Genomic DNA, 22,052 nt, shown 5'->3' on the forward strand with positions numbered 1-22,052 from the left:
GAAAACTTGGCTGGCGCCAAGCCGCAGGCGCGGCGGCAGCCTTAGTTGCACTTATGCTTAGACGAAGACACTGTCTTCGCACGGGTTAAACCTTCTTGCAGTATATAACGCAAGTTTATACTTTCTGCCCTGAAAATTCAAAAAGTTGGACTAAGTGCACGTTTTACGAAAATGACAATACTAAAATAAACCCTGGGTTATCATTACAAAAAAATAATTAGTGTAAGCACAATGGTTAAGACGTTAGAAACCAAGTTTACCCGGGCTATTTTTCGATCTGTGTAAATCGTTTTGAATACATTTATGCTATTTGTTCTTGAACACTTACTACTAAACCCAGTGACTCCAATTTTTTGATCGAATTTTTAATCAAACTATCTTTTTTACGTTCATCAAAATAATTGTAGCCTAGATCCACATATTCTTGTTTTCGCGTTAACAAGATATGTACAAGAGACAAGATTGTATGTCCTACAGCTATCGAAGCCTTATTTTTTCCACGTCGGGCTGCTATCCGATGATATTGTGCCGATAAGTAGTTATTTTTTTTACGAGCAGCCGCTTTTGCTGCCTCGGTAAGGGCGCTTCGAAGCTTCTTATTTCCTTTACGCGTCTTTGTGGACTTTTTTTTCCTGCGCTTTCATCATGACCTGGAGTCATCCCTGCCCACGAACATAAGTGTCCGGGTGTAGGAAATCGTGACATATCTGTACCAACTTCAGCAATAATTTGTTCAGCAGTTCTTTTTCCAACTCCGGGTATAGAATCCAATAACTTCAGTTCTTCCGCAAAAGGGGTCATACGTTTCTCAATTTCTTCGTCCAATTTACTAATTAGTTCATTGAGGTAATCGATATGAGCTAATTGCTTCTCAAGCATGAATAATTGATGGGCTCCAAGTAATCCTTCTAGCGCAAGTTTCAAATCTTCCTTTTTATCCTTTAGTTTCTTTAGAGCAAAATCCGCTAAAACAGAAGTGTCTTCCTCTCCTTTAATCATAGCTTCCAACATGTTTCGCCCAGATACACCCAACACATTTGAAGCCACAGAGGATAGTTTTATGTTCCCCCCCTCTAATACTTTCTGTAGGCGATTCACTTCTCGCGTTCTTTCTTCAACGATGCTTCGCCGATATCGAACGACCTCTTTTAATTCTCTTTGATCCCGGTTCGGAATAAAACTTCCTTGGACCAAACCATGACGCAGTAAACGTGCAATCCACTCGGCATCTTTAACATCCGTCTTTCGTCCCGGCACAGTTTTAATATGCTGGGCATTAACTACCATCGGTTGTAGATCCTCTGTCTCTAAGAGGTTATAGATCGGTTTCCAGTAATCACCTGTACTCTCCATCGCGACATGGGAGCATCGGTTGTCTTTTACCCAATCAACTAGTTCGATTAGGTTTCGAGTCATTGTTGAAAATGTATGAATCTCCTTTCCTTTGGGGGTAATGATGCAGGCTGTAATACTTTTTTTATGCACATCCAGTCCGCAACATCGTTCATGCAATACTTCCATAACAACAACTTCTCCTTAGACTGGTTTTATTTAAGGCTGGTGCAACAACCAATATGGGTTATTCTGCCCTGCGTGCTTCCCGAAGGAGCAACAATCCGTGATACACCAGGTCGATGTGGTCCGTCTGATAGACGGGCTCGCGGCACCAAGAAAGTTCGACCTACCTTCGCCAGCCTAAGGAGTATTATTGACAAAATTTTCATTCATCAGTGGTGTCGCATAGCGGCATGAAAGTCTGATAGTACGGAAAAAACCCCCCGGTTTACTAGTACCGGGGGGAAATCAATCTTATTCAGTTAATTACTTTAAAAAGTCTCCCTAATCGTGATCTCACCATCATACGAGGCTATGATTCTGTATAAATCAGGGCGGCGATCCCGGAAAATTCCCCACTCAATTCGCTGCGTCTCAAGTTGATCCAGGTCAAATTCGGCGACTAGTACGCTTTCTTCCGTGCGCCCGGCTTCAGCAACTTTCTTCCCCTGCGGACCTGCAATGAAGGAAGATCCATAGAAAGTGATAATGGATTCATCATCCTCCTCAACTCCGATCCGATTCGAAGCGATCACCGGAATCAGGTTCGCTGCGGCATGCCCCAGCATACAGGTCTGCCAATGTTCTTTAGAATCCATAGACCCATCCTGGGGTTCTGATCCGATTGCCGTCGGATAAAAAAGCAGCTCCGCCCCCATCAGGGCCATACAGCGGGCGGCTTCCGGATACCACTGATCCCAGCAAACCCCAACACCGATTTTTCCAAAGCGAGTGTTCCAGACCTTAAAACCTGTATCTCCCGGGTTAAAATAGAACTTCTCTTCATAACCCGGACCATCCGGGATATGACTTTTGCGATACTTACCAAGCACTTCTCCGCCGGCATCTATAACGGCCAGGGAATTATAGCGTGCATAGTTCTTTTTTTCATAGAAGCTGATCGGCAATACTACCTGAAGTTCTTTAGCAACTTGTTTAAAATGGTTGACTGCTTTATTCTGTTCTAATTCTGTTGCATAGACATAATACTGAGATTTTTCCTTTTGACAGAAATACGGGGTTTCAAACAACTCTTGCAATAAGATAATCTGAGCACCTTGGGCGGCAGCCTTCCTTACCAGGCTGTCTGCTTTGGCGATGTTTTCATCAATACTGTTCGAACAACTCATCTGAGTAGCTGCTACGTTCACCTTTCTCAAGCTAATTCCTCCCTTCCGGCATCTGTTGAGTCGTACAATGAACATTTCCACCCTCGCGGATGATCCCCATGCCATTGACTGTGCGAATCCGCCGTTTAGGAAAGGTATTGCTCAACACTTGGACCGCTAACCGGTCGGACTCCTTCGCTTCCCCTCCGAAAACGGGTAAAATAATTCCTCCATTAACAAAGTAGAAGTTTAAATAACTCAAGGTCAGACGATCATTTGTCAGCGGATCTCTTAACTTTGGGGGCTGATGGATAGGGATAATTTCCAATGGTCTTCCCAAGGCATCCGTCTCTCCCTCTAGTATTTTTAAATTCTCTTGAGTAATTTTATAATTTTCATCCCCGGACTCCTCACAAACCTGCAGGAGAATTTTCCCCGGAGCGGCAAAACAGGCAATATTATCGACATGACCATCGGTCTCATCCCCATCAAGCCCGTTTTTCAGCCAAACGACTTTCCGGATATTGAGAAACTTTTTTAACTCCCCTTCAATCTGTTCTTTGCTTAATTCAGGGTTGCGATTGGGGTTTAAGAGGCATTCCTCCGTCGTCAGCAGCGTGCCTTCTCCATCCACATGGAAGGAACCCCCTTCCATAACGATTGGGGCATCAAATCGTTTTAATCCAACATGGTCCAAGATTTTTGCGGCCACCTGATCGTCTAAATCCCAAGGAGCGTATTTACCGCCCCAGGCGTTAAACTTCCAATTAACCCCTGCCAGGTCTTCATTCTCATGGATAAGAAAGGTGGGGCCATTATCCCTCAGCCACGCATCATTATGCTCAATCGGAAGGAATCCAATCCTCTCGTTATGAAATAAATGAGAAAGCGCTTCCAACTCTTCAGGATTCACTACGACCGTTACAGGCTCAAATTCAGCGATAGCTTTAATAATTTCCGCATACCCCTGACAGACTGCGGCATAGTCTTCCGGATAACACATAGAAGCTTTTATGGGCCATGAAATAAAGGTCCGCCTATGCCTATTCCACTCCGGCGGCATTTTATAGTTTAGATTTTTTGGATACATTGGAATCCCTCTATTCTTAATTTGTAAACTCACCAAGATTTTTGCCTATGAAGAAAATTTCAAACGCTTAAGCTAAGGCTAAGACACCACCTTAGTTGCAGTTATGCTTCGAAAGTACAGGCAACAGAAGTTATGCTTTTTGAATAGACTCTCATGCCGCTGATGCGGCACCAGCAGAGAATGAAAGCGAAAGTGCTCCCGGGTCGGGCAGCTTCGCCACATCCGCTCACCGCAGCATTCCGAGGCTCGCCCACTCGCCGGTACGGGACTCCGCCAAACCTCAGGGTAATACCTGATGTGAACCCGTGGCTCCGTCTCCCCGCACCGTCTTGTGGGCTTTTACCGCCTCTCCATGCAATGGGTTCGCTTCTGTGGACGAAGCTGCCCTGCTTACGGGTCTGGGGATTTTTCTGCATGTCTTTCGGGTCTTTAATTTCAGGCTAGTGCAAAGAAATAAGCTGCTTTCGCAGCAAGTTGGATAAAAGTCATCTTCAGCATTATACAATAAAGCGTTCTGGTTTTCATTATAATAAATAGCAGTACTCCAGCCAAAATTTGTAAATCAAGCATCCCGTTTCATACATTTAATATAAAACCTCCAATAATAAGTGATACATATCGATAAAATCCGATTTGACTACCTCATACTCTTACACAACGTTTAGTTATTTTAAATGGTTCGATATAAGAGGTCAAATTCGTCAGCGCTGACGAATTTGACCTGCCGTGGTCATCGCTGGAAGCAATCTCCATGGCATTTTTGATTTCCACCTTTTTATTAGCTTTAACTACAGCATACGTAGACAGGCTTCGGATGGTGAAATGGGTCTTCTTTATTGACTCACCACGTGACCTCTGGAAAAAAAGGTTCCAGGAACCTGCCCGGAGCAGGGACCATCAGGAGATGTTCCGCGATTGAAGGGGCTGTCTCAAACTAAAATGATGTCTACAGATGTCATTTTAGTTTGAGACAGCCCCTTTTGACGCTTACGCTCATCTTAAATTCTTTATCTCCTCTTCTGACATGCCTGTAATGTCCGAGATTGACTTAACATCCATACCCTTTTCAAGAAGTTTTTTTGTTACTTTCTCTTTTTCCTCTTCTCTACCTTCTTTTTTACTCTGCCTTATTGCCTCTCTTAACCTCAGTTCAGCTTCTCTGACCGCAGCCATTTCATCTAGGACTGCCTTGCGCCTATCAAAATATTCTTCGCGTATCTTTGGATCATCGCTTGACTTTTCCCATTCTTCCATCGCTTGATTTAACACTGGGTCTTGCATTGCAATCTCCTCCAATGTCTTCAAAATTTCCTCGTTCTCTGAGCCTTCTAATAAAAATAACCAGCGCGCCAGCAAATCCTCCCATGGACTAACCAGCCCTTCTCTCCATTTTACGAGAAGTTTTGGTAGTTCTATAAAGTGTATCTCAAGCGCTTCGGTTAATTCAAACCCCTCGTCTTTCTCGAAGAGTCGAAATACGCTATGGTAATTTCTAGTCTGATAGATGTAGTTAAAATCCAGTATGTTGATCGTAATTGTATTCGCCAATTCCTGGTAAGACATCCCCTCTCGCATTTGGAGGGTGTACATTTTTGCCCAGTAATACAATGTGCGCCTTTCCATGTCATGTCTATTGGCTAGCTGAATTTCAATATTGACATTAATACCTTCGTTGGTCACTGCACGAATATCCATCACAGATTTCTTATCATAGTTATATTCTTTGTTCAGTTCAGGATTCAACAAGGTAACTGTTGTTATCTGATTCTCCGGCGGGAGTTTAAGTGCAGCATTTAAGAATGCCATAAGAATTGGTTCATTACCTTGCTTGCCAAAAATCAGCTTGAAAGCATAGTCTATCTTTAGATCGATTAACTGTCTCACAACTTAACCGCTCCACTCTTCGCGTTTAAAATTATTATACCAGTTTAGAAGAATCGAGTCACTCTTTCACTTAACTGTCTTTAAAAATATTGGCCATGTTTTAAATGTTTGCGCATTCCGATAAGTCTTTGGTGATTATCATTACTATACTTCCACGTCCTATAAATGAGCGTTACGCTAAGAAGACCCGCTTGTTCACGATTCTAGCGACCTAAGCGTGTTAATCTTGTCCGACTGTATTGTCAAAAATTATAAGAAAAAAGAGGTTATAAGAGTCAAACATATTAAAAAGGGCATAACGCACTTTCGTCCGCTATGCCCTTATATGCTATACAAATCTAATAACTCCTATAGCTTTCTTTTGAAACGTTCCTACTCACCTCTGCAGGGAATTCTCCGTGTTAATCTTTTGAGCTTCAGATTTATGATTAACTGAGAGAGTCATATAGCATAAGCTATAACCTAAAACAGAGAAACAGATAGCCGTTAACAAAAAATCTAGTCCTTCCATTCAAACCCCTCCCTTTCAATTAACCACAAAAATGAGGACGACAGCATGTCCGCCGAGCGGCAATACCCACGTCTGGGCTTACCGCTCGGATCCAACGACTGTCATGGACCAGGCCTTGATACCAAGACTATGTTGGAACAACTCCCCTTTTTAGGAAGCTCTATTATAGTTTATACTAATTGTCTTGATTTTCTCTAAACAATTTATAAACAAATTATAAACTATTTCGCCAAATCAACCGTTTTTGCTAAAATAAAATATTAATCATCCTCCGTCGGCATTAATCTCACATAGTTTCCGTCGGCATTAAGATATTGGATGTCGAAACAGCCATAGTATTCACCATACATATCTAACGGATCATAGCCGCCTTTTTTTGTACAATCATCTGAATAGCCAATAAAATAAACTTCTTCATCCCTGTCCCGCATGCGGAATTTGTACTGTGGTCCGGATTCAAACCTTTTAATGAGCTGCTCAAATTCCTCTGTGCCCTTTTTGGCCTCGGAACTGAAATACTCAACAAAGGTTTTTTTCTCGATGCAATCCTCAGTAATCTTAAACATAAGCTCTCTCCTCCCTAACTTTCACTGCCATTCATTATCCGCAATAATTCAAGTTATTACTGCAAAAAGACTGTTTAAGAACTTATATAAGGTTAGTACAACACATAACTCGTCAAGGCGACCCTTCGACCAATTATTTATATCATATCAGACTCCTTGTTCTCTTCCAACTATCTTCGACAATAAACCGGAACTATTTAGAAGAGCTATAGAGCAGGATGCATCAGAACTGAATCTTAGAACTCGTCTATTATAAGTGGTTCTTAATATTAATTTCATAAAATAAGCCTTTATTTTGTGATATAATCGACATGAATTGATAAAGGAAAGGGTGGACATTCTGAAAAAGCTCATTTTATCTGTTATTACTACGCTTGCATTTACGTTTTGCATGCCTTACATAACCCAAGCAAGCCCCTTGGCTTATTCAACAGAGCGTATCGCTGGACAAGACAGAGTTGAAACAGCTCTTAAAATATCTCAAAAAGGATGGACCTCAGCTCAAGCGGTTATTTTATGCGAATATAACGATTATCCGGATTCCATCGCGGCAACCCCTTTCGCTGTAAGCTTAAATGCTCCTATTCTGCTGACCAAAGGAGACTCCATTGACCCGCGGGTTGTTCAGGAATTGCAGCGCTTATCCCCGCAAAACGTTATTCTTCTGGGCGGGAATGCATGTTTGCAACCTGCCATTGGAAAGGAACTCACGGATAAATTGTCGATAAACTGGGAACGCATCGGGGGATTTGACCGGTATGAGACATCCGTACTCCTTGCCAAAAAGCTATCCAGCGATTCCTTGATTCTGGCCAACGGCGATAATTTCCCGGATGCTCTATCTGCAGCAACCTTTGCCGGCATAAAGCAGATCCCCATCGTTCTTACCTCAACTAAGCTTCCGGATTCTGTGATTCAATACTATCAGGAAACTGCCCCTCAGCACTTAATCGTAATCGGGGGGGAAGCTGTCATTCCTTCCGAAGAATTAACAAAACGCAGCTTCACCGTTGAAACTCGCCTGGCAGGCTATGACCGTTACGGAACGAATGCCGAAGTTGTCTCTCACATGAAAGAAACTTACCAATCAAATGACCTTTTCTTAGCTTCCGGTATCACATTTCCGGACGCTGTAGCGGGTACTGTTCTTGCTTCTAAATTCAAGGCTCCCCTTTTACTTGCGGAAGTAAACGATATCCCGCCCTCAGTCTATGCCATTATGCGCCAGCATATGAAAGTAGAACCTCCGGCTCCGGTCCAAACCCCAAGTAATAATACCAATCCCCGGCTTAATCAAGGAAAAATCACGGCTTCAGGGGGCTTAAACCTCAGAGAAACCCCCTCCTCCACGGGAAACGTGCTTACCACCATTCCGGAAGGAACCATGATTGATCTTAGCGATAAGCAGGACCAATGGTACAAAACAACTTATCAAGCCAAAACCGGCTGGGTATCTGCCAATTATCTCAGTGTGACATCCATAAAGGGGATCACCAAGGCTTCAGGTGGGCTAAACCTTCGGGAAACCCCTTCCTCCACAGGAAATGTGCTTGTCACGATCCCAAAGGATACCTCTGTTGAGCTTCTCGAACAGCAAGGCCAATGGTACAAGACAACCTATAAATCGAAAACAGGCTGGATCTCCGCTGACTATGTAACTATCGCGGCGAACAACGAACCTTCTTCGTCAGACAACAGCAATTCTGCGCCCACCATTGATCTATCCGTTAATGGTCAGGTTTATATTTTAGGCGGAACCGGGATTATCAGTGCTGCCGCCCAAACTATTATTGAAGGAAAAACCTCTTCAAAATACCCGGACAATCTGAAGGACTTTCCCCCGCTCCCTTCAGAAATAAAGAAACCGGAACCTCCTCCTCCTTCAAGAGGAGAGGATGAAGAGCCTCCTCCTGCCGAAGACCCCAAAGATGATCCTCCTGTAACAACCTATGATCCTTCTACAGAAGTTCTTATCAATCCCTTTGAAAAAGTTCCCGCTAATGCCTTGTCAGGTAAGACCATAATGATTGACCCTGGTCATGGCGGACCGGATACGGGAGCTATCGGCCCTACGAAAACTTACGAAAAAGATAACAACTTAGCCATAGCCTTTGCTTTGGACGAAACTTTAAGAAATGCGGGAGCAACCGTTATCTTTACTCGAACTAAGGATGTCTCACTCTGTGCAAACAACCACACAGAAGCCGAAGACCTCCAAACCCGGGTAAACTTAGCCAATGAATCAAAGGCAGATCTATTCATAAGTATCCATAATGATGCGAGTCTTAATAGGGATGTTCAAGGCACTTCAACCTATTATTCTGCGGATAATCCTCAAAAAAATGAGAGCCTGCATCTTGCCAATAGCATTCAATCTGCTGTCATCGACACGATCAAAACAAACAACCGCGGACCCAAAGAAGGCAGATTATATGTTTTACGCTATACAACCATGCCCTCTGTCTTGGTTGAAACCGCCTTTATATCCAATCCCTACGAAGAAGCAAGGCTGCAGAACCCGACCTTCCGCAAAAATGTTGCCAATGCCATTCTGATTGGAATTTACAACTATTATAAAAACCCCTTGCCAGAGGCATAACAGATTTTAAATCTCTGCCACACCTATTATGTATAAACAGTCTCTCTCTATCCCCATCATCCATTGCGCCTTTCGAATTGCAGATCAATGGTTTCTCCACGTCCCCACTTATGCTTCTAAAACAACAAAACACAAGCGTCCTCTCCACTTTTTGATATGTGAAAGGAGGACGCTTGTGTTTGTTGCAGCCACTTAGAATTTTGGTAGTTGAGTTTTCAGGACAGCCTTATCTTTACTGATCTTTCGCCGGAATTGGTCCCCGTGAAAGCGCGATCTTACCCGTACGTGCGATTTCAATAATTCCGTGATCCTCTTCGAGGACTTGGCATAAGGCATCGATCTTTGTTTCATCCCCGGACAATTCGATAACCATCGTCTCCCGGTTAACATCAACAATACTCGCTCGAAAAATCTCGACAATATTAATAATATCTGAACGTGTCGCCATACTTGCTTTAACCTTAATTAAGGCTAACTCACGCTGAATCGACTCTACTGCCGTCAGATCACTTATTTTAATAACATCCACTAATTTAGACAGCTGATTGACAACTTGTTCCTGCTCTATCTCATCCCCCTCGACCACAATCGTGATTCTGGTGGTGTCCGGTTCCTCCGTGTACCCGGCAGCGATACTTTCAATATTAAAGGCCCGACGGCTAATAAGTCCGGAAATATGGGTCAATACCCCCGGTTTATTTTCTACTAATACTGCGAGTGTATGCTTCATCCTTCTAATCCTCCTAGCATCATCTGATCTAAACATGCACCTGCCGGAACCATAGGGAAGACGTCCAATACTTCCGGAATCTGAATATCCACGACCACTGGACCCGGAATAGCCAAGGCCTGTTCAATAATCTTTCCTAGTTCCTCCGGCTTGGTCACCCTTAGACCAGCCACCCCCATAGCCTCAGCTAATTTCACAAAGTCGGTCGGGGACCCTTTAAGATTGGTCTGGGAATAGCGCCCTCCATAAAACATCCTCTGCCACTGAGCAACCATACCTAAACATTGATTATTCAGGATAAGAACTTTGACCGGAAAATGATATTCCGCGGCCGTAGCAAACTCCTGGCAATTCATCATAACTCCCCCATCGCCAACAAAGAGGATAACCGGCTTATCCGGCAATCCGCATTGCGCGCCTAAGGCTGCAGGCAGGCCATAGCCCATTGTGCCAAGCCCGCCTGAGGTGAGCAGGGAACGGGGATTTTTAAAACCGTAGAATTGGGCAACCCACATCTGATGCTGCCCGACATCTGTAACAATTACAGCATCCCCTTGAGTCAATTGGCTAACCTTTTCGACGACCGCCTGGGGCATAACAAGGTCAGTGCCCCGCACATAGGTCAAAGGCTTCTCCCGATACCAGTTCTGTACTTTCTCCAGCCAGGATCGAACCTGTTCCTTAAGCTCGCCGGAAACCGCCTTAACTTGTTGGGTTAAGGCCGGCATTGACCATTTTATATCTCCGATCACACGTATGTGGGCTAAAACGTTTTTATTGATTTCCGCCGGATCGATGTCGAAATGAACAATTTTAGCCTTTGCCGCAAATTCGCTCAGAAGTCCGGTCACTCTATCATCAAAGCGGACTCCTATTCCAAGGAGCAAATCACATTCCGTCGTAGCCATATTAGCTGCATAAGTCCCATGCATTCCAACCATGCCTAAGAACTGAGGATGATCATAAGAAAGACACCCTAAACCCATTAACGACGAAATAACCGGAAAGCCGGTCTGTTCAATCAGGTCTTTTAACTCCTCAGCAGAATCTGACAGATTGACCCCGCCTCCTACAAAAATCAGCGGCTTTTGAGCAGATTTCATTTCCGCAAAAACCCTTTCGATCACCTCAGTATCCCCTGCGTAAACAGGACGATAACCGCGCAGCTTAACTTCCTGCGGATATTGATAATCAAAGGAAGCGGCAAAGACATCTTTCGCAATATCAACAACAACGGGCCCTGGTCTGCCTGTTCGGGCGATATAAAAGGCTTCTTTAAGTGCAGCCGGTAAATCCTCGGCCTTCTTAACTAAATAATTATGTTTCGTAATAGGAGTCGTAATCCCCCGGATATCGGCCTCCTGAAAGGAATCCCTTCCGATCAGAGGAACAGCAACTTGTCCTGTAATCGCCACTAAAGGAATAGAATCCATGTAGGCTGTGGCAATTCCTGTCACCAGATTGGTTGCCCCCGGGCCAGAGGTGGCAATAACAACTCCGACTTTTCCCGTTGCCCTGGCATAACCATCGGCGGCATGAACCGCTCCTTGTTCATGCTTAGTGAGGATATGTCTAAAGTCCGCTTGATATAAAGCATCATAAAGTGTTAACACTGCCCCGCCGGGATAACCAAACACTACATCGACCTTTTCGTTTTTCAGGGATTCAATAATCGCCTCTGCTCCGGTAATAATCAAGTCAGTAACCCTCTCTTTCTCCCAATGAATATGTTAGAGATATAACTTTAAGTAATCTTAACCTTTTGTATGGCTTGACTATAATATTCTTTCATCAGCAACCGCTGGGTATTGATAAGCGAGACATATATCCCATTTTTTACATCCTCTTTAGAAGGTTCACTGAATTTGGAAGTAAAATATAAACATGCATAGGCAGTAAACCCGTCTTTCCGCAAGTCATTCTCGGGTATTGTCTCAAGGTAACTAGTGTAACCATCCAACTCATGACTGAAAGCTGCCACAAGCCGCTGGGCTTCATCTTGGCCGAAGTCATTATCTTGGTAAGCTAATTGTAACGCTTGGATAAAGGTCTTAACAAAGTCATCTAATTTAAACTTTAATTGCCCTTTATTCTGGCTGTCTTTTAATAAAGCGTAGAAAATCAGGAGTCTTAAAGAAGATAGGTTTTTAACAAACTCCTCAAATTCACTTTGAGCTAATCTTGAGTTTGGATCGTGTTTAAGATAATGCTCATAAGTAAACTGGGGTACCTGTAAAACCTCATTGGCAATCATTCTTATAAAAGACCCTAACGTGATCCTTTTTCTAAGGAAACCCATACATACACTCCTTAACGCAATTTTGATATTACTCACAATTATAGCATAAAAAGGACCTCCGGGAGAAAGTCGTTAAAGTCATTACTCCATGAATCGGCAGTTTTTCTATAGCTGTCAATTTTTCTCAACAAAGCGGGCAATCAAGGTACCCATAATCAAAGCCCATACCGGTGCACTAACATTAAAGATGGTAATGTTAGACACAGCGATGACAAAGGTAAATGCCGCGCTCAATTTCATAGTTGGCTTTGAGAAGCCCACAGACAAGCTATTTCCAAACACACCCAGCAAGGCAAAACCAACAAGCATTGCTACAAACTCCGATGGCAGGGCTTGAATCCAGGGAACCAGCTTCCAGGCGAATAAGCCAAACAAAAGAATGATGATCCCTGAGACGACTGCTCCCATATAGCGTTTCTCCTTGGGGCCCGCTTCATTATCTGAACAAATCGCAGTCATCATTCCTGCAATATTTGCTGATTGCCCTCCGAAAAAGCTGGTTATTATTGAAAAAATACCACTGAAGATTATAACCTGGTTCACAGGCGGGGGATAGTCATTCTGTTCCAGGGCCCCAATCCCAACCGCCGCATCATTGCTCAAGATAAGTAAGGCAAGAGGAATTGAAACGGAGAATAAACTTAAGGGATCAAATACAGGGAGCTGAGGAGCCGGAAGAACAAACTCTGATACCAAGCCAACATTATTTAAAGGCTGCGTCAAAATCAAGAGCACAAATCCTGTCCCGATGGCCGCAACCATTGGAGGAATTCGCTGATTCCATTTGCTGAAAATAAAGTAGGTGAGAAGAGACACTCCGCTAACCAGAGGGAAATGGTGGAGTGATGTGACAAAACTAACCATATACTTTGTAATCATTCCTGCTAACATCACAGAAATGATTTGTTTAGGCACATATTCCAGGAGCTTGGAAAACACTCCCAGGTATCCAATCAGCAACATCAACAGCCCGGCAAAAATATAAGAACCGATTAACTGATGATACGTAAACTGAGTCGTGACCGTCGCCAGAAAAGCAACACCTGTAATCGAATGGGCACCCACGATAGGCATGCGATAATACAGCGGAATCACAATACTATAGATTCCGCCAAATACATAGACCGAGAACATCCAAAGGATGGTCTGAGTCATTGTAAAGTTACCCTTGGCCGCAGCTTCCAGGATAATGACAGGCGGGCCAGTGATCGCTAAAAGTCCTGATGCAATTCCGGCAGCCACAGTTTTATTATTAAGGTCCCCTATTCTGCTACTCATGCGCCGAATCTCCTAATATTTTACTTTCTAAGCTTTGAGATTCCAAGCTTAATAATTGCCTTAGTTTTTCTGCCAGCGGAATATCCGCGGGGGCAAAGTCATATAGGTTCAATTCGGACCGTTTAACCCATACAATTTTGCTGTGGACTTTTAAAGTTAAGTCACCCGCAATCCACTTGCACCAAAAGGCCATTAGTTTGATGGTCCCGCTTTGATATGTATAAATGCTCTCAGCAAAGAAATTCAACACCTCGATGTCAACCTCTAATTCTTCTTTGATCTCGCGTTTCAAGCATTCCTGCGGAGTCTCGCCGGGTTCCGTCTTGCCGCCCGGAAACTCCCATTTGCCTGCTAATTTATCACCGGCCGACCGTTGGGCAATCAAGACACAATTGTCCTTTAGGATAACTGCTGCTGTTACTTCTTTAATTTTTCCCTCACCCTTTCTGAGGAGATAGCTTGTGTCTTTAATATAGTTCATCATCAAATATACTATTTTTAGGACAATCTGCCAAGAATCTTTCGCATGTGTTAAATCACCTTCATCAAGAGCACTTCATTGCCCTTAGCATTATAAATGACTTTATCACAAACCATTTTCATTAATAAGATGCCTCGTCCGCCCTCGGCATCCAGCATCTCCTCAAATTCTTCTTCATACCTCTCTGTTTTCCGGCGGACATTAACATCCTTTGTGTCAAAACCCTGGCAATCGTCCTTAACCCTTATGATTAGTCTGCCGCCAATCCGCCTGGCTTTCACAAAAACTTGCCCGCAGGCAAGAAAACCATTGTTGATCGCTTCATTGACAGCAACCTCCATCATGGGCGCCTGGCCCGGAGCATTCCGTTCCAGAAACTCACTTATAGTTACCTGAGCGCGTTCGAGATCCGCATCGCTTTTTATCTTCAGTAGGCTTGTTCCTTTGCTTTCATGGAGAATCTCGACACAAATAACCGAAAAATCATCATTTCTTTCCGGACATTTGGCCATTTCCTCAAGCCAGTTCTTATATTCCGCGAAACTACCCTGTTTACGTAGCCCATGTAATTCCAAGAGATCAGAAGCACCATCACTCATCAAACAATATATGTCTCCCGGATTCAATGATATTATCTTGGTTTCGATTTCCGGATGATCAATAATACCAAGATAACAGCCATAGATAGGGACTAACGAACATCCCTGCGGATTGGCAGCGAGAAATAGGGTTATGCCGGCACAGATTAGTTTAAGCACCCCGGCTCGAAAATCAAATTCGAAGTACAGTAAAGCTACAAAAGAATCCTCATATAAATACTGCATTATTTTCTGGTTAATCGTTTGCAGGACCTCTTCCTCAATCCTCTCTCCGGTAAGCAGAACGTTATCCAGCAGCATTTTAAAGGTTGCGGTTTGCAAAGCTGTAGCCACACCATGTCCACTTACATCTATGATATAACCACATAATTTTTCCTGTTCCCCGAACCACTTGTAATTTAAAAAATCTCCGCTGATCGTGCTTCTGGGCTCGAAAATCGTACGGACCCGAACCTTATTGTTGACCAAAGGGCGGGGCAGGGAATCACGCTGCACCCTCGCGGCTAACATAACTTCGATCTGAGTCTGATGTTCCCGCTCCCTAAGCTTGTCTTCTGCCTTCTTCCGGTCGGTTATATCAACGATGGTCATCGCTCTCCTTGAGCTAGGGTTGGCTTCATCCCGTATGGGATAGCTTTGCATCCAAAGCCACCTGGTTTCCCCATCGGGTCGGGTAATCCTGAACTCCTCGCTTAAATCCTCGTTCTTTGTGCGCGAGCCGTGATAGAACGAAGCTTGCATCCTCTCCCTGTCAGCCGGATGAATCAACTCAAGAAGTGAACTTTGATTATCCAGCAGGCTCTGACAAGACATCCCACTTATTCTTTCATAGGCCGGACTGACATAGACAATCCTCTCTCCGTCAGTAATCAGGAAAACCTCATTGATCGTTTCGGCAAGCTGTCTGAATTTCTCTTCGCTTGCCCGCAGCTTGAGGTTTAATTGTTTGCTTTCAGTAATATCCATCATGACCGCCAGTGTGGCCTTTTCCCTCTCATAGGGAATCTCTGTACCCTTTAAAAGTACATTAATGATTTCACCGGACTTTTTAATAAGCTCTATTTCATAGGAGACACAATGTTCCCCTCTTATGCTATCCAATAAAGCCGAATTAACAGACCCAAATAAGGTTTCTGTCTTAAAACCCTTCATATGGTGGCGGACACATTCTTCGTTATACCCCAGGACTTCTATACCAGCATTGTTCACAAATTCAATGATCCCTTGCTTAAAAATAACGACAATCTGGGGTGCATTATTGACAATTGCAGAGTATCTTTCTTTGCTCTCTCTGAGTTGACTTTCAAGCTGTTTTCTCTCCGTAATATCTCTGGCAATGCCTATAAGCCCGGCCACGTTCCCCTGCTCATTTAAGAAAGTTGTTTTCACTGTTTCAGTGGAGATGACATTACCACCTGTTAAAGCAAATTTCCCTTCATATTTTAAGGTCAATAATTCTTCCTGATCATTCTGCTGATAGAATTGAACGGATTCGATATCCTCCATACCTTCTAAATCTATTTTGCCGATTGCTTCATCCTCGCTTACCCCTAAAACCTTTTCTGCATACGCTTTATTACACCCCAGCAACACGCTCTTGGTATTCTTATAAAATATAAAATCAGGTATAGTATCAATGATCGTTTTGAGAAATCTCTTTTGGTTGGCAAGATCAATTTCAAGTTGTTTTCTCTCCGTGATATTTCTCGCTATTCCTATAGTTCCTATGACTTCACCCCTTGCCTCCTCAAAAAACGGCGCAACAAAGGTTTCCAGCCACTGGCCTCCCACCTCATGGTGAAGAGGAAGAAGGGGCTGCCAGTTTTTAGATTTTATTAACTCTTCTTCACTTCGTTTGTGTTCTAAGGCAACATAATGAGGAAAGAAATCGAAATCGGTCTTTCCGACGATCTCTGTATTCTTTATTCTATAGAAATCTTCAAAGGCTGAATTGACAAGCACATATTTACCCTGCTTATCTTTTAGCCAAGCCAGAAATGGCATACTATTGAGGATTGATTGGGCATTTTTAAGCATAAAGGACCTCCTTTGCCTATACTCTTGAACAAAATTCAGCTCCAGGCCAACAGATTATTAATCGTTTTGCCTAGAGCCTTCAGTAATATCATTTTCCTCAATACTTTTTAAAGTTTTGCGTTCAATACGTTTTAATCTTCAATGCTAAACACCCTGTCAAGCCGGGTTCGTTTAATTAGTTCAAATGGTAGACCTTGAGCGCCCCTCAGCACAAGCCTGCCGTTTTTCTCCTTCGTGCGTTTATTAATCGTCACTAACGTGCCCAATCCCGAACTATCGATGTAGGATAACCCTGAGAGATCAATCCGGATATTCGTAACCCCACGGTCGATTATTTCTAACACATCGTCTCTTAGTAACGAGGCATCGCGAACGTATAATTTATCTGCTAAGAATACCGTGGCCTGATTTCCATTGACTTTAATTGAATGTTTCATCGTCTCACTCCTCGACCTTAAACTTAGTAATAAGATTATGCAGGCCCTGCGACATTGCACTGGTTTGCTCAGTACTTGCGGCTACCATCTCAACATTTGCCGTCGTTTCCTCGATAGCTGTGGAAACCTCTTGGGCATCCCGGCTTGTATTCTCAATAACTTCGGCAACCCCCTCGATGAGTTGAACAATTTTGTCGGAGGAAGCAACCTCGTCGTTTGTGACCTTAGCAATCCCATTGATATCGCTTACCGTTTCCGTGACGGCTGAGAGAATGTTCTCCAGTGATTTCCCCGCTTTACCGACCTCTTGCACCCCTATCTCGACCTCAGCTAAACTTTGCTCCATAGCTATAACCGCACTGGTTGTGTTTTCGGTAATCTTAGAAATCAGCTGGGAAATATTGCTCGCTTCAACATTGGATTGTTCCGCCAGTTTTCTGACTTCTTCAGCAACAACCGCGAATCCCCTGCCCGATTCGCCGGCCCGGGCGGCTTCGATAGCCGCATTGAGTGCCAATAAATTTGTTTGACTTGCAATACCGGTGATGGTTTCGTTGATCATACCGATTTTTTGAGAGTATTCATTCAGGAGCTGGATTACTTTTTCCGCTTCTCTCGTCTTATCGTAAATAGTATTCATGCTTTGCATCGCAATGTTTACGGTGGCTTTTCCCTCCTTGGCCGCGTTAATAGAGCTTTCCGATTGAACGCTGGCTGAAGCGGCCTTATCTTTGGCAATTTGAATAAGTGCCGAAAGTTCGACTAGGACCTGTGAGGTTTCCATGCTTGAATTTGAGGCAACATCCATGGACTCGGCAACCGTCTGGGTTTTGGCGGCGATAATCGTTGTTGCCCCCGATACCTCACTGGAAGAGGCTGCCATTTCCTGAGATGCTGCCGCCAGGTCAATCGAACTATTCCTCACCGACCGGACAATCTCCAATTGCCCGGCGATCATGGCATTAAACGACTCACAAAGCTCTCCAATTTCATCCTTGGTTTTGACAATCGCCCTTACCATCAGATTTCCTTCGCTGGCCTGAGCCATCAACCCTTGTAACTCTCTGACCGGGGCCGAAATTCTACGAGCTGCAAACAAACCGATTAGGATTCCTAAAACCGCCATCAGAATTCCGGATATTACCGACACCCTTTTAGCTAATAACGTAGCATTATAGGTATCCTCCATAGCTTTCTGGACCGTATTCATGCGGTGGATTTTGGCTTCATCAACCTTTGCCAGTAATTGACTGCCTAGTGGTGCCAGTTCCTCAATCGCTACTTTCATTGCCTCGTCCCGGTTGCCAGCCTTCAATAAAGGAATAAATTTATTATTCGCCAGTTCAGCATATTTCTGATCCAGTGCTTTAGTCTCCTCAGCTAATTTGCGTGACTGTGCATTCATAGCCTCATTGATAAGGACATCTTCAAGCTTTATATTTAATTCTGCCAAGCGCTTAAATTCATCAAGATATTGTTCCTTGCCATAGAGTAAATAAGCCCTGAGATTAGAGGCCTCGGCAGCAGCGTTATAGGCAATATCATTGTTTGTCTGCATTCTCGGAATCTTACCCTTGAGATCGATAACCGCCACTTCCGCATTAGTACACTTATAAATCGTGTAACCAAACCCAGCTGACGCCACAAAGATTACTAACAAAAAATAAGCCACCATTTTTTTTGCTAATGTCATTTTCATTCATTTCCTGGTTTCTACGCAGGTAGAAATCAGCTTCCCTCCCTCTTAAATCTAGTTGAGCTTTCCGCATGTGCCGACCAACAAATTTGAGGAATAAATTACAATAAAACCGACCGTATATTATGTAATTACTATGCTTTTTATTAGACGAATTATTTCAAACTCCTTTAATGAGTCAACTTATTTGGTATACAATATTCTGATGTTACCATGTCTGACTTCTCAACAAACTGCCTCACTGAAGCCAAATTTGGCGCCTATTTATGGTTAGGCGCCAATTTCTGCGTTTTTATATTGCCAGATCCTGTTTCTCAAATACCTTTTTTGTCAATAACCAGAGAACCGCTGAAACAACACTAAGACCTATAATGGTCGGCATCGTGCCTCTCGTTCCTTCTAGTACCTCTTGCGGCTGAAAGCATTGAAAGAGGGAGAGGTTTTTTAACCAGGATAATTTATCGCTGAGTCCTCCGACGATATCCAGACCGTAAAAAGCCAGCGTTAAACCTGCGGCATAGGTTAAAGCCTGTTCTTCCTCAACAAACCAGGCTGAGAAGAAGAGACTATAGACTTCAATCACAGAGAAAAAGGCAATTCCCAGAACACCCAAGCATAAATAATTCCAGCGATTGATTTCAATTCCGGAGCAGAACGTGCCGATAAAGAGCCCGGCGATCGTAACAGCGACTAGAATAGCGTTTGTACTAAGCAAAACTCCCATTTGAGTTGAAAGAATCTCACTGCGGGATACAGGTGTAGAGAGAAGTAAGGCCAAAGACCCATCCTCCACCATTTTCGCAAGTAAGGCATTGGCGGTTTGTATTCCGTATAAGGCCATAAGCATAACCCAAATCCTGGCATAAAACTGGCCCGATATAAAGGCTTCAAATGTATCCGTCCGTGCATTTTCCGAAATTCCAAAAACAGTCTTTACAGTAGAAGGCATAGACTCTGCAACCTCTATCACCGCCGGATTTTTCGCAATAATAGGATAAACCCATGTCAAAAGTCCTTCGTAAAGAACGATTCCGGTTGAAATGGCTGCTACTTTCTTGCGATATTGTTTATACATTGCCCGAAACAATGCCCTATTCATAGTTAACCCACCTTAAATTTGTCATTGATCTCTCAGCCCGGTAACGGGGACTATCGGTAATAATCCATAAAGGCCTCTTCCAACTCCATAAAATGTTCCCTAAAGCGTTTAACACGCACTTGCCCGAGAATTAACCACAAAGTATCCAATTCACCTGCTACACGGACCATAAAGCAATTCTTCTTAATAGGGATCAGATCGAATGGGCTCTCATTTAGAAGGGCCACATCCTCGTCACTTTCGACTTCAATTTCAAACGTTTGATACTCGGCTTCTCTTAGCTGGGAAATACTTTGAACGGTTAAAAGTTTTCCTTCTCGAATCATTCCAACCTGCTCACAGGATCGCTCGATCTCAGAAAATTGATGGGAAGACATAAACAAAGTCTTCCCCTTCTTCTTTTCCTCAAGGATTAATTCAAGAAATACGTTTTGCATTAAAGGATCCAGCCCGGAGGTCGGTTCATCAAGGATGAGTACATCTGCATCCAGCATCAATGCCGCGATAATTCCCAACTTCTGCTTCATTCCTTTGGACATCTTACGAATTAGTATTTTTAAGTCCAATTCAAAAACCCCTGACAAATAACCCCGCTTTTTCTTTATCTGAAGACCGTCGCCATGCATGCCTGCGATAAGATCTAAAAAATCCTCTCCTGTCAGGTTCTCAATAAAATGAAGTTCACCAGGAAGGTAACTGACAATCTTCTTTACTTCCGTCTTTTCCCGCCAGCAATCAAGCCCATTGATGGTTACTCGTCCGGAATCGGGCTTTAAAAAACCCATTAAAAGTCGGATGGTCGTCGTCTTGCCTGCTCCATTGGGCCCGAGAAATCCGAAGGCTGTCCCAGGTTCCACCTGAAAACTTATATCCCATATTCCCCGTCCCTCTTGACGATATACTTTGGTTAATCCCTCAACCTCAATCATTTCCTCCCTACTTCCTGCCAAGACCTTTTAGAATGCTTAACGCTCAATTTAAGCCAAGGGCTTTTTAGCAAAAAAATAATGCGAGACCTTAAAAGGGAGCGGAATCGTCTCAATCTCGGTGAAACCCGTTTGATCCAAGAGATCCAGCATTTCTTTTTCCAGAGGTAATCCAGCAAAACCCTCGTGGCAGGACAGGAAAAAGCTCATTAAGTTTTGTGGAATATGAGTATTGAAAAGTTGAAAGGAAGCATTTACTCCGCGCAGAGCCGTTAAAATCCCAATTTGGCCTCCCGGTGCTAATAGACCCTTAATAAGGTTCAAAAGCTCTACGCGCTTTTCATGGCTGAAATAGTAGATATTGTTATTGAGCAGACAACAATCGTAGGATCCCAAAGTGTCAGTAAACTCAAAGACATCTGTGGCAACGATTCGAATTCGCTCTTGATAAGATTCAGATTGGGCCGCAGCCCTATGGGCTACAGAGGGATTGATCTCCAGTCCAACCCCCTTCAGATTTGGGAATTCTTCGACGAGTCTCCGTAAAAACACTGCTTCGCCGCAGCCTGCATCTAAAACCTTCAGCCAATGATCTTTTTCACATTTTCCCCTCAGCAATGGCCAGACAAAAGGTTCAGAAGCTTTAGAGGCCCTGGAAATAAGCTCATTTTCCATTTCACGATCTAACTGATCCCGCGGGATTTTCCGTCTTATCAAATCGGGCACTTTGGCAAAGCATGGCCCCCAGTGAAGGACGAACTCTTTGTACATCGCTTCTAAGCCATAGTCACGGTAATCACAAATGGCCTTCCCTATTTTACTCAGCTGATAATTTCCATTTTTAAAAACCAGCAGGTCTTGAATTCTTGCTTGTTCAAGCCAATGGTCCAGTAAAAGTGAGTCCCAATTCGAATTTTCCGCAAGGATCTGTTCCTTAGATGCTCCTTTAAGAAGGCGTTCCCATAGTCTAAGTTCAAAACCCGTATGCACAATCCACATAAATCCTAAGCTTTCCATAAGGGTAACTGTCTTTCCAAAAAGCGCCAGCATACCTATTTCCACTGGAGGTTTCCTCCTATATAATAATATCATGGCTGCACCAATTGTCCTTTTCCACACTTCTATTGTATGTGCAGAGGTGAACTAGTTGTGCCTGT

General features: G+C 43.5%; 16 protein-coding genes and 1 pseudogene. 1 reads left to right on the plus strand and 16 read right to left on the minus strand.

All coding sequences use genetic code 11. The features are described from left to right. Positions 1-301: 301 nt before the first annotated feature. The 5 genes and pseudogenes from DESYODRAFT_RS18695 to DESYODRAFT_RS18715 all read right to left on the minus strand — a co-directional run bounded on the left by DESYODRAFT_RS18695 (position 302) and on the right by DESYODRAFT_RS18715 (position 6,714). Positions 302-1,458: pseudogene (locus DESYODRAFT_RS18695) on the minus strand (IS110 family RNA-guided transposase). 368 nt (positions 1,459-1,826) lie between these two features. Next, positions 1,827-2,714, minus strand: a complete 888-nt coding sequence (aguB, locus tag DESYODRAFT_RS18700) for an N-carbamoylputrescine amidase (protein WP_007785469.1) — start codon at positions 2,712-2,714, stop codon at positions 1,827-1,829. Between the two features lies 1 nt (position 2,715). Next, positions 2,716-3,753, minus strand: coding sequence for an agmatine deiminase family protein (locus DESYODRAFT_RS18705; protein WP_007785470.1), 1,038 nt, complete (start codon positions 3,751-3,753; stop codon positions 2,716-2,718). Between the two features lie 993 nt (positions 3,754-4,746). Beyond that, complete coding sequence (locus DESYODRAFT_RS18710; RefSeq protein ID WP_007785472.1) at positions 4,747-5,637, minus strand: Rpn family recombination-promoting nuclease/putative transposase; 891 nt, start codon at positions 5,635-5,637, stop codon at positions 4,747-4,749. A gap of 771 nt (positions 5,638-6,408) precedes the next feature. Further along, on the minus strand, positions 6,409-6,714 hold the full coding sequence (locus tag DESYODRAFT_RS18715) for a hypothetical protein (protein ID WP_007785475.1): 306 nt from the start codon (positions 6,712-6,714) through the stop codon (positions 6,409-6,411). A 391-nt stretch (positions 6,715-7,105) separates the two neighbouring features. On the opposite strand from DESYODRAFT_RS18715, the gene DESYODRAFT_RS18720 reads away from it, so the two are divergent. Beyond that, positions 7,106-9,313 carry an N-acetylmuramoyl-L-alanine amidase gene (locus DESYODRAFT_RS18720; RefSeq protein ID WP_085938798.1) on the plus strand — a complete coding sequence of 736 codons (2,208 nt, stop codon included), beginning with the start codon at positions 7,106-7,108 and terminating at the stop codon, positions 9,311-9,313. A 232-nt stretch (positions 9,314-9,545) separates the two neighbouring features. Here DESYODRAFT_RS18720 and ilvN read toward each other — a convergent pair whose 3' ends face one another. From ilvN to DESYODRAFT_RS18775, 11 genes are all read right to left on the minus strand, one after another. Next, positions 9,546-10,043, minus strand: a complete 498-nt coding sequence (ilvN, locus tag DESYODRAFT_RS18725; protein ID WP_007785479.1) for an acetolactate synthase small subunit — start codon at positions 10,041-10,043, stop codon at positions 9,546-9,548. Further along, complete coding sequence (gene ilvB / locus DESYODRAFT_RS18730) at positions 10,040-11,740, minus strand: biosynthetic-type acetolactate synthase large subunit (protein WP_007785480.1); 1,701 nt, start codon at positions 11,738-11,740, stop codon at positions 10,040-10,042. Before ilvB ends, ilvN begins: the two co-directional genes overlap by 4 nt. A gap of 47 nt (positions 11,741-11,787) precedes the next feature. Next, on the minus strand, positions 11,788-12,342 hold the full coding sequence (locus DESYODRAFT_RS18735) for a hypothetical protein (protein ID WP_007785482.1): 555 nt from the start codon (positions 12,340-12,342) through the stop codon (positions 11,788-11,790). A gap of 114 nt (positions 12,343-12,456) precedes the next feature. Then, positions 12,457-13,620, minus strand: a complete 1,164-nt coding sequence (locus DESYODRAFT_RS18740; protein WP_007785484.1) for a benzoate/H(+) symporter BenE family transporter — start codon at positions 13,618-13,620, stop codon at positions 12,457-12,459. Then, positions 13,613-14,101 (minus strand): (deoxy)nucleoside triphosphate pyrophosphohydrolase, encoded by a 489-nt coding sequence (locus DESYODRAFT_RS18745; protein WP_007785486.1) that lies wholly within the window; start codon positions 14,099-14,101, stop codon positions 13,613-13,615. Before DESYODRAFT_RS18745 ends, DESYODRAFT_RS18740 begins: the two co-directional genes overlap by 8 nt. Positions 14,102-14,151: 50 nt before the next feature. Beyond that, positions 14,152-16,737, minus strand: coding sequence for a SpoIIE family protein phosphatase (locus tag DESYODRAFT_RS18750; RefSeq protein ID WP_007785487.1), 2,586 nt, complete (start codon positions 16,735-16,737; stop codon positions 14,152-14,154). A gap of 131 nt (positions 16,738-16,868) precedes the next feature. Further along, positions 16,869-17,174, minus strand: a complete 306-nt coding sequence (locus DESYODRAFT_RS18755) for an STAS domain-containing protein (RefSeq protein ID WP_007785489.1) — start codon at positions 17,172-17,174, stop codon at positions 16,869-16,871. A gap of 4 nt (positions 17,175-17,178) precedes the next feature. Further along, entirely contained in the window at positions 17,179-18,867 is a 1,689-nt protein-coding gene (locus DESYODRAFT_RS18760) for a methyl-accepting chemotaxis protein (RefSeq protein ID WP_242833486.1), read from the minus strand. 295 nt (positions 18,868-19,162) lie between these two features. Then, the gene (locus tag DESYODRAFT_RS18765) at positions 19,163-19,969 is read right to left on the minus strand and encodes an ABC transporter permease subunit (protein ID WP_007785493.1); all 807 of its coding nucleotides are present in this window, start codon (positions 19,967-19,969) and stop codon (positions 19,163-19,165) included. Positions 19,970-20,019: 50 nt separating this feature from the next. Beyond that, entirely contained in the window at positions 20,020-20,898 is an 879-nt protein-coding gene (locus DESYODRAFT_RS18770) for an ABC transporter ATP-binding protein (RefSeq protein WP_007785495.1), read from the minus strand. A 48-nt stretch (positions 20,899-20,946) separates the two neighbouring features. Then, on the minus strand, positions 20,947-21,957 hold the full coding sequence (locus DESYODRAFT_RS18775) for a class I SAM-dependent methyltransferase (protein ID WP_007785497.1): 1,011 nt from the start codon (positions 21,955-21,957) through the stop codon (positions 20,947-20,949). Positions 21,958-22,052: the final 95 nt, after the last annotated feature.

Source organism: Desulfosporosinus youngiae DSM 17734 (assembly GCF_000244895.1).
In the GTDB taxonomy this organism is placed as follows: Bacteria; Bacillota; Desulfitobacteriia; order Desulfitobacteriales; family Desulfitobacteriaceae; genus Desulfosporosinus; species Desulfosporosinus youngiae.